The sequence below is a fragment of the Microbacterium sp. WCS2018Hpa-23 genome (assembly GCF_031843845.1).
Classification (GTDB): Bacteria; Actinomycetota; Actinomycetes; order Actinomycetales; family Microbacteriaceae; genus Microbacterium.
Window position 1 is genome coordinate 54,826 of the sequence record NZ_JAVTIZ010000013.1, and the last position, 15,089, is coordinate 69,914.

Annotated in this window: 14 protein-coding genes; 5 read left to right on the top strand and 9 right to left on the bottom strand. The window is 69.0% G+C overall.

Annotated features, from left to right (window positions below; genetic code table 11):
- Positions 1 to 157: 157 nt before the first annotated feature.
- A complete protein-coding gene (locus tag RQG77_RS18500; RefSeq protein ID WP_311246050.1) occupies positions 158 to 1,570 on the bottom strand; it encodes an NtaA/DmoA family FMN-dependent monooxygenase in 1,413 nt (470 codons plus the stop codon).
- Between the two features lie 119 nt (positions 1,571 to 1,689).
- Here RQG77_RS18500 and RQG77_RS18505 point away from each other — a divergent pair, with 119 nt between their 5' ends.
- Genes RQG77_RS18505 through RQG77_RS18525 form a run of 5 tightly spaced genes read left to right on the top strand, consistent with a single transcriptional unit; the run spans position 1,690 to position 6,745 of the window.
- On the top strand, positions 1,690 to 2,382 hold the full coding sequence (locus tag RQG77_RS18505) for a hypothetical protein (RefSeq protein ID WP_311246051.1): 693 nt from the start codon (positions 1,690 to 1,692) through the stop codon (positions 2,380 to 2,382).
- Positions 2,379 to 3,671, top strand: a complete 1,293-nt coding sequence (locus tag RQG77_RS18510) for an aminotransferase class I/II-fold pyridoxal phosphate-dependent enzyme (protein WP_311246052.1) — start codon at positions 2,379 to 2,381, stop codon at positions 3,669 to 3,671. The genes RQG77_RS18505 and RQG77_RS18510 overlap by 4 nt, the downstream gene beginning before the upstream one ends.
- A gap of 14 nt (positions 3,672 to 3,685) precedes the next feature.
- The gene (locus RQG77_RS18515) at positions 3,686 to 4,741 is read left to right on the top strand and encodes an LLM class flavin-dependent oxidoreductase (protein ID WP_311246053.1); all 1,056 of its coding nucleotides are present in this window, start codon (positions 3,686 to 3,688) and stop codon (positions 4,739 to 4,741) included.
- Between the two features lie 38 nt (positions 4,742 to 4,779).
- Complete coding sequence (locus RQG77_RS18520) at positions 4,780 to 5,775, top strand: Gfo/Idh/MocA family oxidoreductase (protein ID WP_311246054.1); 996 nt, start codon at positions 4,780 to 4,782, stop codon at positions 5,773 to 5,775.
- Positions 5,768 to 6,745 (top strand): NYN domain-containing protein, encoded by a 978-nt coding sequence (locus tag RQG77_RS18525; protein ID WP_311246055.1) that lies wholly within the window; start codon positions 5,768 to 5,770, stop codon positions 6,743 to 6,745. The genes RQG77_RS18520 and RQG77_RS18525 overlap by 8 nt, the downstream gene beginning before the upstream one ends.
- 22 nt (positions 6,746 to 6,767) lie before the next feature.
- Here RQG77_RS18525 and RQG77_RS18530 read toward each other — a convergent pair whose 3' ends face one another.
- The 8 genes from RQG77_RS18530 to RQG77_RS18565 all read right to left on the bottom strand — a co-directional run bounded on the left by RQG77_RS18530 (position 6,768) and on the right by RQG77_RS18565 (position 15,036).
- A complete protein-coding gene (locus RQG77_RS18530; RefSeq protein ID WP_311246056.1) occupies positions 6,768 to 7,061 on the bottom strand; it encodes a Dabb family protein in 294 nt (97 codons plus the stop codon).
- Entirely contained in the window at positions 7,058 to 8,083 is a 1,026-nt protein-coding gene (locus RQG77_RS18535) for a sugar phosphate isomerase/epimerase family protein (protein WP_311246057.1), read from the bottom strand. Before RQG77_RS18535 ends, RQG77_RS18530 begins: the two co-directional genes overlap by 4 nt.
- A 28-nt stretch (positions 8,084 to 8,111) precedes the next feature.
- The gene (locus tag RQG77_RS18540) at positions 8,112 to 8,963 is read right to left on the bottom strand and encodes a sugar phosphate isomerase/epimerase (RefSeq protein WP_311246058.1); all 852 of its coding nucleotides are present in this window, start codon (positions 8,961 to 8,963) and stop codon (positions 8,112 to 8,114) included.
- A gap of 83 nt (positions 8,964 to 9,046) precedes the next feature.
- Entirely contained in the window at positions 9,047 to 10,255 is a 1,209-nt protein-coding gene (locus RQG77_RS18545; protein ID WP_259162013.1) for a substrate-binding domain-containing protein, read from the bottom strand.
- Between the two features lie 2 nt (positions 10,256 to 10,257).
- Positions 10,258 to 11,325 carry an ABC transporter permease gene (locus RQG77_RS18550; protein ID WP_311246059.1) on the bottom strand — a complete coding sequence of 356 codons (1,068 nt, stop codon included), beginning with the start codon at positions 11,323 to 11,325 and terminating at the stop codon, positions 10,258 to 10,260.
- Positions 11,322 to 12,404, bottom strand: a complete 1,083-nt coding sequence (locus tag RQG77_RS18555) for an ABC transporter permease (RefSeq protein WP_311246060.1) — start codon at positions 12,402 to 12,404, stop codon at positions 11,322 to 11,324. The genes RQG77_RS18550 and RQG77_RS18555 overlap by 4 nt, the downstream gene beginning before the upstream one ends.
- The gene (locus RQG77_RS18560; protein ID WP_311246061.1) at positions 12,401 to 13,930 is read right to left on the bottom strand and encodes a sugar ABC transporter ATP-binding protein; all 1,530 of its coding nucleotides are present in this window, start codon (positions 13,928 to 13,930) and stop codon (positions 12,401 to 12,403) included. Before RQG77_RS18560 ends, RQG77_RS18555 begins: the two co-directional genes overlap by 4 nt.
- Positions 13,927 to 15,036 carry a Gfo/Idh/MocA family oxidoreductase gene (locus RQG77_RS18565; protein ID WP_311246062.1) on the bottom strand — a complete coding sequence of 370 codons (1,110 nt, stop codon included), beginning with the start codon at positions 15,034 to 15,036 and terminating at the stop codon, positions 13,927 to 13,929. The genes RQG77_RS18560 and RQG77_RS18565 overlap by 4 nt, the downstream gene beginning before the upstream one ends.
- Between the last annotated feature and the right edge of the window lie 53 nt (positions 15,037 to 15,089).

The window sequence follows — 15,089 nt, forward strand, 5'->3', positions numbered from 1 at the left end:
CTGAGAAGGGATGCTGTGGTTCGTGGTGTGCGGGTGAACGTCACGCTAGGGACTCTGCGACCCCGGTCGCGAATGGAGTCGTCATGCGCGGACCTGACCTGTCACGAGGCGTCATGACCGGTCACCCGGCGCAATGCGGCGTAACGGATGCGGCGGTTCAGCGTGCGGCGAGGGATGATGCGGCGCCGTCGCGGACACCCACCCCGAGTCGGCCTCGGAGCGTCGGCCGGGCACCGTCATCGGCGCGGCCGAGGAGTCCTCGGCGACGCAGCTCGGGAGCGGCCAGTCGGGTGAAGGCCTCGAACTGCGCCGGCTGGAACGCCGACAGCACGTTGAATCCGTCGGCCGCCCCCTCGTCACGCCAGGTCTCGAAGTGGTCGGCGATCGTCGAGGCGTCGCCCACGACGAATGCGGCGGGCACTGCGTGCGCCGCGACCAGGTGACGCCAGGTCAGCGCACCGCCGGCTCCCCTCCCCGCGACGCGCACGCCGGCGATTCGACCCAGCCTGTCGAGCAGTGCTGCACCGGCATCGCCCAGCCGAGACGCGTCGTCCGCAGACACGACCTGATCGAAGTCGGCCGCGCGCAGCGGATCATCCGCCGCCACCCCGAGTGCGTCGGCGAGCGCCGCGACCGACCGGTTCGGCGGGAACGCGGTGCGCGCGGGCTGATGCCCCTCTGCGAGAGGCACGAGAGCGAGCAGGCGCTCGACGATGCGGTGGGCCTGGGCGTCGGAGTCGGCGACGACCGGCAGCACGGGAGCGATCACCTTCAGCGTCTCGGGCGAGCGCCCGGCGGCTGCCGCGATCTCGCGCAGATCGCGACGGGTGGCGATCGCATCCGCGATGTTCGGGGCGGCGATCAGCGCCAGATCTGCCTCGGTGGCCGCGAGCGCGCGGGATCGCGGCGAGGTTCCCGCGTGCACGATGGGGATCTGGCCCTGCGGCGGGCGCGCCACGTTCAACGGGCCGGAGACCCGTACATGCGTGCCCTGCAGGTCGGCGCCGCGGAGGCCGTCGGGGTCGATCAGCACGCCGCGCTCGGCATCCGCGATCCACGCGTCCTCACTCCACGAGTCCCACAGGCGACGCAGCGCCGTGACGAACTCCTCGGCGCGGTCGTACCGGGTCTCGTTGTCGGCATGCGCATCGCGGCCGTGGTTGCCCGCGGCGCGCGGCTCCGCGCCCGTGACGAGGTTCACGCCGGCGCGGCCCTGAGTGAGCACGTCGAGCGAGGCGAGCGAGCGCGCTGTCGCATACGGGTCCGCATAGGTCGTGTTCACTGTGGCGATCAGCCCGATCCGCGAGGTGACCCCCGCGAGGAACAGCACCGCACTCACCGGGTCGATGCGCGCCAACAGATACGGGTCGCGGAACTCGAGATCCGGTCCCGTCGCCAGCCAGTCGCCGAAGAACAGGTAGTCGAGCCCCGCATCCTCGCCCTCGCGCGCGATGTGGCGGAGGATGTCGGCGTCTGCCGAGGGGTCGCGGTGCGCGCCAGGCTGACGCCAACCGGACGGGTACGCGCCGAGGGTGCGCACCATGGCGCCGATGATGAGGGGTTCGGTCATGCCCCGAAAGTATGAGCGCCCGGATCCGACCGCCAACCGCCGGGGAAGCGCAGCGAAACGGAGCGCAACACGGCGACACATCCTCGGTGCGTGTCGGTGGCCGATCGGAGGATGGGGGCATGACCACGACCTCCTCTCCCGCACTCTGGGCGCCTCCCGCCCGCGTCCGCGGCACGCTCGCCCTCGTCACCGGACGCGGCGAGCGCGCAGGCGTGTACGAGCGCTTCGGCCGCCGGCTGAGCTCGGACGGCTACCTCGTCGCCGTCTTCGAAGAGGATGCCGATGCCGCGAGCGCCTGGCTCTCGGAGGCGACCGACACACCGCGGGTGCTCGTCGGGGCGGATGCCGGAGCATCCGCCGTGCTCCGTCTCGCTGCGCAGGGCGTCTCCGTCGAGGCTGCGGTCGTCGCCGGAACCCTGGCGGATGCCGAGCTCGACCTGCCGTCCGCCGAGGAGCGCACGGCGTGCCCCCTGCACCTGGGCGTGCTGGCCACCGAGTCCACCTCCGTCGACGTCACTCCGGCCGAGCCGCTCCCAGCATCCGCAGACCTCGCGGCGATCGAGGTCCCTGTGCTCGCCGTGCACGGCGGCGCCGACACCGTGTCACCGTTGCCTCAGGTCATCGACGCGCTGCGCGCCGTTCCCGACCTCGAGATCGTCGAGACCGTCGACGGACTGCACGACGCGCTCAACGACCAGTCGCACCGCAGCGTCGCGGCGGCGCTCGTGCAGTGGCTCGAACGCCTGCGCGGCGGTGACGTGCACGCCCAGATCATCCGCACCCACGAGACGGCGGCGGTGGCGACCGCATGACCGAGTTCTCCACGCGTCAGATCCAGGCGGGCTACATCCCGGGAACTCCGCAGAACAGCGCCGTCCCGCCGATCTATCAGACGGCCGCATACGAGTTCGCCTCGCTCGCCGACGCCGCAGACCTGTTCGCGCTGCGCACCGCCGGCAACCTGTACAGCCGCAACGCGAGTCCGACCCAGCAGATCCTCGAAGAGCGCATCGCCGCACTCGAGGGCGGGGTGTCGGCAGTGGCCGTGGCGTCAGGCCAGGCGGCGGTCGCCGTGACCCTGCTCGCGCTCGTGGGCCGCGGCGGTCACATCGTCGCCGCCACCCAGCTGTACGGCGGCACGGTCGATCTGCTGCAGGAGACCTTCGACGACTTCGGCATCCCCGTGACCTTCGTCGATCAGGACGACCCCGATGCCTGGCGCGCGGCGATCCGGCCCGAGACGCGCGTGCTGTTCGCCGAGTCCATCGCGAACCCGATCGCCCAGGTCCTCGACATCCGCGCCGTCGCAGACATCGCGCACGAGGCCGGTGTGCCCCTCGTGATCGACAACACCGTCGGCACCCCGTACCTCGTGCGACCGGGTGAGCACGGCGCGGACTTCGTCGTGCACTCCGCGACCAAGTTCCTCAGCGGCCACGGCACCTCTCTCGGCGGTGTCGTCGTCGACCAGGGCACCTTCGACTTCGGCCGCGAGCCCGCACGCTGGCCGCACTTCACCGAGTCCTACGCACGCGTCGGGGACTTCACCCTGTGGGAGCGCTTCGGCATAGGGCAGGCGTTCGCGGCGCTCGTGAAGTCGAAGTACGTGCACGATCTCGGCCCCTCGCTCTCGCCGTTCAACGCCTGGCAGATCCTGCAGGGCGTCGAGACCCTCGACCTGCGGGTGGCGCGGCAGACCGCCACGGCGCTCGCGATCGCAGAGCACCTGCAGCGGCATCCGGCGGTCGAGACCGTGCACCACCCCGGTCTCGAGGGCAACCGCTGGCATCCGCTCGCCCAGCGCTACCTGCCGCGAGGGGGCCCCTCGGTCTTCTCGTTCGACCTCGCAGTGCCGCTGGATGCCGAGACCCAGGGCAGCATCGCGCGTGTGATCGACTCCCTGCGGGTCATCCGTCTCGTGGCGAACATCGGCGACGCGCGCAGCCTCGTGAACCACCCGGCGTCCATGACGCACTCGCACCTCACCGCCGAGCAGCGGGCCGCCGCAGGCATCTCGCTCACGACGATCCGGCTGTCGGCGGGGCTCGAAGACCCGGCCGACCTCATCGCCGACCTCGACCACGCGCTCGCGCTGGTCTGACAGAAGGAGCTCTCATGGCAATCGACCTCGGATACTGGACCCCTGTCTACGGCGGATTCCTGCGCAACGTCACCGATGAAGGCCGGATGGCTGCCACCTGGGAGTACATCCGCGAGGTGTCGGTGAAGGCCGACCGCCTCGGGTTCCACACCACGCTTGTTCCGGAGCTCTACCTCAACGACCGCAAGGGCACCGACGCACCGAGCCTCGAGGCCTGGTCGCTGTCGGCCGCCATCCTCGCCGTCACCGAGCGCCTGCGCGTCATGACCGCCGTGCGCCCCGGCTTCCACCTCCCGGCCGTGCTCGCGAAGACCGTCGGAACGCTGGATCAGGTCGCCCCTGGTCGCGTCTCCCTCAACGTCGTCGCCGCGTGGTGGGCGGAGGAGGCCCGACAGTTCGGCGGGCAGTTCACGACCCATGACGAACGCTACGTGCAGGCCGAGGAGTTCGTGACGGTGCTGAACGGCCTGTGGGAGCAGACGCCGTACTCGTTCCAGGGCTCGCACTACGCCCTCGACGGGACGATCGTCGAGCCGAAGCCGTCGAGCCATCCCGTGATCTTCGCCGGCGGCGAGAGCGAGGCGGGGCGCGAGTCGATCGCCGGCTTCGCCGACGCGTACGTCATGCACGGCGGCACGCTCGACGAGGTTCGAGCCAACGTGACAGACATGAACGCCCGCTCCGAGCGGCTGCACGGCCGCCGGATCGCCGAGTTCGGGATGCCGGCGTACGTGATCGTCCGAGACACCGAGGCCGAGGCGCAGCGCGAGCTCGACCGCATCACGACCGTCGACCCCGACTCTCCCGGCTACGCGTCGTTCGAGGAGTTCCAGCGCAACTCGAAACTGTCGCTCGAGCTCACCCGTCGTGAGTACTCGGTCGGCACCAGAGGTCTCCGCCCGAACCTCGTCGGCACGGCCGAGCAAGTCGCCGAGCGGATCCACGACTACGCGGATGCCGGGATCACGCTGCTGTTGATCCAGGCATCGCCGCTCGACGAGGAGCTCGAGCGGATCGCCGCGCAGGTCTTCCCTCTCGTGCCACAGCGCACGCTCGCAGCTCTCGCCTGATCGTCCCGGCTGTCGGCCGCACCCTCTACGCTGAGACCATGACTGGTCTTCGTTGGGGAATCCTCGCGACCGGCGGCATCGCCGCCGCCTTCGCATCCGATCTGCGCACCGCAGGGCTCGATCTCGTCGCGGTCGGCTCTCGCTCGCAGGAGTCGGCCGATGCGTTCGCCGCTCGCTTCGACATCGCGCACGCGCACCCGTCGTACGCGGCGCTCGTCGCCGACCCCGATGTCGACATCATCTACGTCTCCACACCGCACCCGATGCACCACGACACCGCCCGTCTCGCGCTCGAGGCCGGCAAGCACGTGCTCGTCGAGAAGCCGTTCACCCTCAACCGACGCGAGGCCGAAGAGCTGCAGAATCTGGCGGCCGAACGCGGACTCCTCGCGATGGAGGCGATGTGGACGCGGTATCTGCCGCACATGGTCCGCATCCGCGAGATCATCGCCGCCGGCACGCTCGGCGAGATCCGTGCCGTCAGCGCCGACCACACGCAGCTCCTGCCCACCGACCCCGCTCACCGGCTGAACGCGCTCGAGCTCGGCGGCGGCGCGCTGCTCGACCTGGGGATCTACCCGATCTCGTTCGTGTGGGACATCCTCGGTGCCCCGACCGGCATCCAGTCGGTCGCCCGCCTGATCGAGACCGGCGCTGATGCCGAGGTCGCGACGATCATGACGCACGAGGGCGGCGCGATCTCGACCACCCTGTCGTCGTCGAGGGCTGCCGGCCCGAACGCCGCGAGCATCATCGGCACGAAGGCGCGTATCGACATCGATCAGGTCTGGTACGCCCCGACGACGTTCCGTGTGGTCCTTCCCGACGGCACCGTCGTCGAGGAGTACTCCTCCGACGTCGCGGGTCGAGGCATGGAGTACCAGGCGCATGCCGCCGAGCGACTCGTGCGCGAGAGCCTGCTCGAGGGCGACATCCTGCCGATCGCCGAGAGCGTCGCCATCATGGGCACCCTCGACGAGATCCGCGCCCAGATCGGCGTGCGGTACCCGGGCGAAGGAGCACACAATGGCTGAGGCACACGACGCGCGCGTCGCCGTCTATCTCGACTTCGACAACATCGTCATCTCCTGGTACGACCGGGTGCACGGACGCAACGCCTACGGCAAGGACCGCCAGCGCATCACCGAGAACCCCTCAGACCCCGAGGTCACCGAGCGGCTCTCCCGCGCGATGATCGAGGTCGGCGCGATCATCGACTACGCCGCCTCGTTCGGCACTCTCGTGCTCACCCGCGCCTACGCCGACTGGTCGTCTCCGGTGAACGCGGTGTACCGCTCGCAGCTCGTCGCGCGTGCGGTCGACCTCGTGCAGCTGTTCCCCGCCGCGGCCTATGCGAAGAACGGCGCAGACATCCGTCTGGCCGTCGATGCCGTCGAAGACATGTTCCGTCTGCCCGACCTCACCCACGTCGTGATCGTCGCCGGGGACAGCGACTACGTGCCGCTCGCTCAGCGCTGCAAGCGCCTGGGCCGCTATGTCATCGGCGTCGGCGTCGCCGGCTCCACCGCCAAGTCGCTGGCCGCCGCGTGCGACGAGTTCGAGGCCTACGACTCGCTTCCCGGCGTCGTGCGACCGACCAAGGCCGCAGCCCCCGCCCCCGCGGCCGTGGAGGTCCCCGAGCCGGTCGCCGAGCCCGAGCCCGCGGTGAAGCCCAAGTCCAGGCAGCCTGCCAAGACCGCCAAGGCGAAGGCCGCGGCCGCAGCGCCGGCGAAGGCCGAAGACCTGAACGACGGCACCGAGCAGGGCGAGGCGACCGAACTGCTGCAGCGGGCGCTGCGTCTCGGTCACGACAAGACCGACGCCGACGAGTGGCTGCACAGCTCGGCCGTGAAGACGCACATGCGACGCATGGATCCGTCGTTCAGCGAGAAGGCTCTCGGCTACCGGTCGTTCTCGGACTTCCTGAAGTCGCGCGAGAGCATCGCCGAGCTCGAGGAGACCGGGCACGAGCGCCTGGTGAAGCTGCGCGACTCGGCCTCCTGACCGAGGTCACGGCTCGCGCCGCTCACTCCTCGAAGTCGTACTCCTGGAACGCCGCGACTTCCGGCATCCACCGCTCCGACACGAACGCGGTGTGCGCGGGGTGCTCGTTGTACGCCCGGTAGGCGCTGACATCCTGGAACACCATCGAGAACTGGTGTTCCAGGTCGCTCTTCGGGCTCACCTGCCTGCGGATCGTGAAGTCCTCGACCCCGGGGATCGAGGTGAGCACCGCCCGGCCGGTGGCCAGGAACTCGCGCTCCTCTGCCGAACCCGCATCGTGCACCAGGCGGAAGACGACGGTGTGCTGGATGGTCATGGGGTGGCTCCGGTTTCCTGATTGCTGAAGGCGGCATCGAAGGATGCGGTGGGCGTGGGCCACAGCAGCGATCGCACGTAGTGGAGGGCCTCGGGTGCTCCGTGCAGCCGGTCCATACCGGCATCCTCCCATTCGATCGAGATGGGTCCGGCATAGCCGATCGCCTCGAGCGCGCGGAACGCGTCTTCCCATGGCACGTCACCGTGACCTGTCGAGACGAAGTCCCAGCCGCGGCGCGGGTCGCCCCACGGCAGGTGCGAGCCGAGCACCCCGGCACGGCCGTTGTGCGGGCGCATCCGGGTGTCCTTGCAGTCCACGTGGTAGATCCGGTCGGCGAAGTCGACGATGAACCCGACCGGGTCGATGTTCTGCCACATCATGTGCGACGGGTCCCAGTTGAAGCCGAACGCCTTCCGGTGATCGATCGCTTCCAACGCCCGCACCGACGACCAGTAGTCGTAGGCGATCTCGCCAGGGTGCACCTCGTGGGCGAAGCGCACGCCCTCGCCGTCGAACACATCGAGGATCGGGGTCCAGCGGGCGGCGAAGTCCTCGAAGCCGCCCTCGATCACCGACGCCGGCACCGGCGGGAACATCGCCAGATAAGGCCAGATCGACGACCCGGTGAACCCGACGACCGTGTCGATGCCGAGCTTGCGTGCCACGCGCGCCGCCCGCTTCATGTCATCCGCTGCACGGGTGCGCACGCCCTCGGCATCGCCGTCACCCCACACGTAGTCGCGCAGGATCGCCCGATGACGGAAGTCGATCGGCGCATCGCACACCGCTTGACCGGCGAGATGGTTCGAGATCGCGAAGATCTTCAGCCCGTGTCGATCGAGGATCTCGAGGCGGGAGGCGACGTAGGCGTCGTCCTCGTCGGCCCGCCGCAGATCGAGGTGATCGCCGGAGGCCGCGACCTCGAGGCCGTCGTAGCCCCATTCGGCCGCGAGTCGGGCCACCTCCTCGAACGGCAGGTCGGCCCACTGGCCGGTGAACAGTGTGACGGGGTGGGTGGTCATGGACACTCCTTCGTATCGCGTGACGGCGTCAGGCGCCGAGCGCCCTGAGCGCATGGATGCTGCGGCGGGCGAGTTCGTCCTGACTCGGTGCGAGAGGACGCCAGACGGATGCGGCGACCGCGATCGTGGCGTTCTCGCCCGTGAAGCTCTCGAGTCCGAGCGGTCCGCGGTAGCCCGCATCGTCGAGAGCGCTCAGCAGCTCCGGCCAGTCGGTGTGATCATCGCCGACCGCTCCCCGATCGCTGCCGCAGACCTGCACGTGGGAGATAGACGCCCCCGCGGCTCGGATGGCATCCGCCGGCTTCTTCTCCTCGATGTTGAGGTGGTAGGTGTCCAGCGCGAGTCCGACGCCTGCACCGAGCAGAGGCTCGAGCGCATCCAGGCTCTGCTCGACCGTGTTCAGCACGCTGGTCTCGTAGCGGTTGAGCGGCTCGATCGCCAGCGCGATGCCCCTGGATGCGGCCTCCTCGGCCACGGGGCGGAGATTCTCGCGCAACTCTCGGACGACCTCCGTGCGCTCGTCTGGCGTCATCCGCCAGGTCACTCCGGTCGGTGCGTAGAAGGGGCCGGCGACGACATCCGATCCGAGCGTGTCGGCCGCGTCGATGCACGAGCGCAGGTAGTCCTGCGTCCCGGCCACGTCTCCCGCTCTCGCGAGCAGCGACCTGCCGGGGCCCATCGCCCCGACGACGATCGCACCGAGCCCGAGTCCGTCCAGGACCTCGCGGGTGCGTCCAGGATCCCAGTCGCCGACGTTCTCGAGCGGCAGCTCAAGCGCCTGGTAGCCCATCTCGGCGGCCTTCCGCGCGAGCGGCTCGAGCGTCGCATCGGTGAGTGGAGAGGTCCACACCCACGTGTTGACGGCGATCGTGCGAGGCATCCTGCTCCTTCGGGGATGACGCGTGTGCTCCCACCCTCCCATCCGCGCGCGTGCGGAGGGAAGGGCGGGAGCGTCACTGCGGGTTATGGGATCTGACGTTCCTGCCAGACCGTGGGGTAGCCGGGAAGGTTCTCCCCGCCGAACTTGGCGTAGTGCCCGTCGGGCATGCCGTCATTCGCCTCGAGGTAGTCGTCGAGCTCCGCCTCGGTGATCGGCTTCTGCGGCAGCACCCACTCCTTGGGAACCTCTTCACCCGCGAAGACCATCTGCGCGGCGAGCAGCGGCGTACGCCACTGGAAGTTCGAGTACACCGGCGCGAGACCCGTGAGACCCGTCTCCTTCCATTTGCGCAGGAAGCTCATCTCGTCCTCGCCGGTCATGACCGGGTAGTCGGCACCGGCATCCTCGAATGCCTCGATCGCCGCGACCGCACCGTCGCCGGCATCCATCCAGATGCCCTGCACGTCGCCCTTGGCGAGCTCGTCACTGATGATGCTCTTGATCTCGGCGGGGTCGGCACCCGTGAAGTAGTCCACGGCCTCGATGCCCGCCTCGTCGAAGAGCTTCTCCGCGGCGGCCCACCGGTGTTCGAGCACGTCGACTCCGGGAAGGATGCGCAGTGCCACGACCTTGTCGCCCTCTTCGAGGTTGTCGATGAGGAACTCGGCGGTGTCGATGCCCCACGCGAATCCGCCGATGGGGTGGATGAACGTGACCGGGCAGTCGGTGTTCACTCCGCGGTCGAAGACGATGACCGGCTTGCCGGTCTCACATGCCCGCTCGACCGCCGGAGTCATCGCCGCCGTGCTGTTCGGCGAGATGAGGAAGACGTCGCAGCCGCCCTCGGCGATGAAGTAGTCGATGTCGGCGATCTGCGTGTCATCGGAGTCCTGCGCGTCGCGGGTCTCCATCTCGCTGATCGCTCCGGCTTCCTGCAGCGACTTGAGCTGCTCGTTCATCGTGATCCAGCCGGTCTGACGCCACGGGTTCGAGATCGACGCGTTCGCGAAGCAGGCCTTCTTGGCTCCCTCGCTCGCGAACTCGGAGGTGTCGACCATCTCAGCGTTGATGTGCTGGAGATACGGCTCGTCGGCCGGGCCCTGGGGCTCGACGCCGCGCTCTTCCATCTGCTTGTCGAAGAGCTCCTGGTCGAACCACTCGGTGGTCTCGGCGGACTCGTCGGGACTGTCGGATTCGGCCGGCGCCACGGACGGGTCTGTCGTACACCCGGCGAGCGCGATGAGGCCGAAGAGAGCCACCCCTGCGGTGGCGATCCTCATTGATCGTCGCATTGCTAATCTCCTCTGGTTTCTGTGTGGATGGTGCGGGATGTTGCGGTGGATACGGATTCTGCGGTTCCTGCGGTCTCCGAGGTACTGAGCTCGGGAGAAGTCCGGGGGCCGCGCCTGCGCCGAGCACGGAACGCGACGGCGGAGTAGGCGACGGCGGCGATGATGATGACTCCCTGCACGGCGTCGCGCAGCGTCGAGGGGACGCCGGCGATGTTCAGCAGCATGAACAGGGCCTCGAGCGCGAAGGCTCCTGCAGCGGCGGCGACGATCCAGCCCCGGCCGCCGCCGAGCACGACGCCTCCGAGGACGACCGCCGTGATCGCGACGAACTCGTAGCCTCGACCGACCGACGGGTGCACCCCCGCATAGCCGACCAGCAGCACCGCCGAGAGCGTGGCGGAGAGCGATGAGATCATGAACGCGCGGGTCGTGACCCAGGCGCTCCGGGCACCGGCGAAGTCGACCGCCGTGGCGTTGTCGCCGACCGCGATGAGCAGCTTTCCGAGGGGCCGCTTCGTGATCCAGATGCCGAGGGCGAGCCAGCCGATCAGGATGAACACCGCCCAGGGGATGAACTCGAGCAGGGGCACATCGCGGATGCCGCCGCGGCCGATCTCGCGGAAGCTGTCTGCGGGGTTGCCGGTGGCTGCTCCCCCCGTCCACCACATCACGCCACCCAGGAGAGCGAGCATCATGCCGAGAGTGACGATGAAGGACGGCACCTTGAGCAGAGTCGTGATCACTCCGTTGACGAGTCCGACCACGGCGCCGAAGACGACCATGAGCAGCAGCACCGGGATGGTGCGGGAGTCGTCTTCGCCCACCAGGTTGCCCGCGATGATCACCTGCGCGGTGATCAAGGACCCCTGCGACAGATCGAACTCTCCGGCGATGATGACGAAGTACTGGCCGATCGCGACGATCGCGATCGGGGCCACCCGCTGGATGAACCGCATGAACTGCCCGGGTTCGGCGAAGCTCGGGTTGAGGATCGTGACGGCGATGAGCAGGATCACGAGCAGCAGGAACACCGCGCCCCGGGGACTCACGAGTGCACGCAGTGCGTTCATGAGCGCCCTCCTTCCGCAGCAGTGCCCGTATCGGCGAGTTCTGAGGCGGCGGCCGCCATCTCGGGCTCGGCCGCCTTGGCGGCGTCGTCTCCCCCGGTTCTCGTGCCCCCTGGGCCGAAGCGCGGGCGGCGACGGACGATGGCTCGTCGGCTGTACACCGCGACGGCGGCGACGATCACGACGCCGCGCACCACGTCCTTCAGGAACGGGTTCACCTGCATGACGCTCATCACGCTGTCGACCACCGCGAGGATCGCGACTCCGCCGATCGCACCCCAGATCGATCCTCTGCCGCCCAGCAGCAGTGTGCCGCCGAGCACGACGGCCGCGATCGACAGGAGCGCGTAGCCGCCCTGCTGGCCGACGGTCGGGCTGCCGACACCGAGCCTGCTGGCGAGCAGCAGTCCTGCGAGTCCCGCGAAGACGGAGCAGAGCACATGAGCCGCGATCAGCGGCGGGCGGGTGCGCACCCCCGACAGTCGGGCGATCTCAGGATCCCCGCCCACCGCGTACAGGTGGGCGCCGGTGCGGGTGCGGTTCAGCAGGAACCACACGACAGCGGCGAGCGCGACCATGATGATGGTCGAGACGGGGATCGGACCGACGCCCGTGGCGCCGATCAACTGGAACTCCCACGGCACGTTGCCTGACGAGCCCTCGAAGTTGGTGTTGAGGATGCCCTGCAGGATCAGCCCGACGCCGAGGGTGGCGATGAAGCCGTTCACCTTGAGCACGGTGACGATGAGTCCGTTGACGAGGCCGATCCCGGCGCAGACGAACAGGGTGACCGCGACCGCGGCGGGGATGTTTCCGGGGCTCCCGTTCATGATCGTGGCGGCCAACAGGCTCGAGAGGCTGATCACGTAGGTGACCGAGAGGTCGAGCGAGGCGCCGAGCACCACGAGCGTCTGACCGATCGCGACGAGTCCGAGCACGCTCATCCCGGTGAGGATGTCGCGGATGTTGCCCGCACTGAAGAAGTTGCGCCCGACGGTGGCGACGAGGATCGCGCCGACGATCAGGGCGAGGATGAGGATGCCGAGGACGATGACCGTCGAGTCGATCCGTATGCGCTTCATCGTGCACCTCCGTCTGTGGCCTCATCGTGCGGGTGGATCGCTCCGGTCGCGGCCCCGAGGATCTCGTGCTCGGCGGACCCCGCCGGCAGCTCTGCGACGAGCTCGCCGTCGTGCATGACCAGGATCCGATCGCTCATGCCGATCACCTCGGGGAGCTCGCTCGAGACCATCAGCACCGCCTTGCCCTGTGCCGCGAGATCTCGCATGAGCTGGTAGACGGCGTACTTCGCGCCGACGTCGATGCCGCGGGTCGGTTCGTCGAAGAGCACGATCTGCGGCTGAGTGAGCAGCCACTTCGCGAGCACGACCTTCTGCTGGTTGCCGCCCGAGAGGAAGCGCACCTCCTGGTCGAGCCCGCGCGAGCTGATCTCGAGCGAGCTGAGCACTCCCGGCACCTCTCGGCGAGACGACGAGGTGCGGGCGGAGAACACGCTCCGGATGACGAGCAGCGAGTTGTCGAGCACCGACTGGCCCAGCGCCAGGCCCTGTGCCTTGCGGTCTTCCGAGACGAGTGCGAGTCCTGCCCGCACCGCTGCTCGCGCACTCGTGATGCGCGTGGATGCGCCGTCGACGCGCATGCTCCCCCGGACGAACGGGTCGATCCCGAAGATGCCCTCGACGAGCTCGGTGCGTCCGGATCCCTGCAGACCGGCGATCCCGACGATCTCCCCCGCGCGGAGCGAGAGCGAGATCTCGTCGACGAAGGCGTTGCCGCAGCCCTCGAGTTCGAGCCGCGGCTCGCCGACGACCGTGCCGTCGACGGCATCCGGGAAGTACGACTGGATCGAGCGCCCCACCATGCGGCGCACGAGCTCGTCGGTGGTGAGGTCGGCCGTCGCATCGGTCGACACGAGTGCGCCGTCCTTGAGGATCGTGATGCGGTCGCAGAGGTCGAAGATCTCCTTCAGCCGATGCGAGACGTAGATCACCGCGACACCGCGAGAGGTGAGCCGACGGATGATCGCGTACAGCAGCTCGACCTCGCGGTCGCTGAGCGCCGCTGTCGGCTCGTCCATCGAGATGACCCGCGCATCGAACGACAGCGCCTTCACGATCTCGACGATCTGCTGCTCGGCGACCGTCAGCGAGCCGACGCGCGCCTGCGGATCGATGAAAGAGACGCCGAGATCCGCGAGGAGCTCCGCCGTCCGGGTGACCATGGCCCTGCGGTCGACGAAACCGCCGCGTCGGGGCTCGCGTCCGAGGTACACGTTCTGCGCGACCGTGCGCTCGGGAAGCAGCGTGAACTCCTGGAAGACGGTCACGATCCCGTCGTCCATCGCCTGCCGAGGGTGCGTGTGATGCACCTCGTCACCGCGGTATCGCACGACGCCTTCGTCGGCGGGCTGCACTCCCGCGATGATCTTCATGAGCGTGGACTTCCCCGCCCCGTTCTCACCGACCAGACCATGCACCTCACCGGGACGCACGTCGAAGTCGATGCCCTTCAGCACCTCGACCCCGAAGAACGACTTGCGGATGCCCGAGACCTCGAGCACCGCCTGCGTGTCGACTGCTGCGGTCATGCCGCCACCTCCGTCCAGCGACCGTCCGTGGCCGCGGAGGCGAGAACGGCCTCGGTCAGCACGGCGGACCGATATCCGTCTTCGAATGTCGGCAGCCCCGTCGGATCCGCGCCTCCGATCGCCGCGTACACGTCGGCGATGAACCCGTTGAACGCGTCCTGATAGCCCATCGCGTGGCCTGCGGGGACCCGTTGCAGACGGGCCGAATCGGGTGCGGCCGTGGCGGGGTCGCGCAGCAGGATGCGCGATTCCTGCCGCATCCCGACCCACAGCTCCTCCGGGCGCTCCTGTTCGAAGCGCAGGCTCTGCAGCGATCCGTGCAGCTCGAGCGTCAACGCGTTCTTGCGCCCTGCGGCCATCTGCGAGATCAGCAACGTGCCGAGCGCACCCGATTCCGTCTCGACGAGGATCGCGACGATGTCCTCGGTGTCGACCGTCCGCCCTGCGCGCTCGTCGAACACGCGGCGGGTCCGGGCGCTCAGTGAGCGGATGCGCTCGCCGATCACGAACTCGATCAGGTCGCACAGGTGCGAACCGATGTCGGCGAACGCCCTGGAGGCACCGCCTGTCGCCGAGCGCACCCGCCAATCGTCGTCGGTCGGGAGCAGCATCCAGTCCTGCAGGTACGAACAGTCCAGCGTGAGGAGTTCTCCGATGTCGCCCCGGGCGACGCGGGCCCGCGCCTCGCGCACCATCGGGTGATACCGGTAGACGAACGGCACGGCGGCGACCCGACCGCGCTCTGCCGCGAGGTCGACGAGCCGCTTCGCGTCGTCGGCGCTCGTCGCCAGCGGCTTCTCGCAGATGACGTGCTTGCCGGCGTCGAGCGCACGGAGGGCGAGGTCGGCGTGGGTGGCGTTGGGGGTGCAGATGTGCACGACATCGATGTCCTCGGCATCCAGAAGCGCGGCCACATCGGTCTCGGCGCGACCGGCTCCGAGCTCGTCGGCCGCCTGTCTGCTTCCCGATGCGGAGCGTGTGGCGACGGCGCGGAGCTCGCCTCCTGCGTCGCGAGCCGCGGTGCGATGTACGCGTGCCATGAATCCTCCGCCGAGGATGCCGGCTCGGATCGTTCCGAGACCGGTGTCGGTGACATCCGTTGTCATGCCGGTGAGTCTGACACAGCGTCGGGGACTTTTGCTAGACCTCCGTCAAAAGT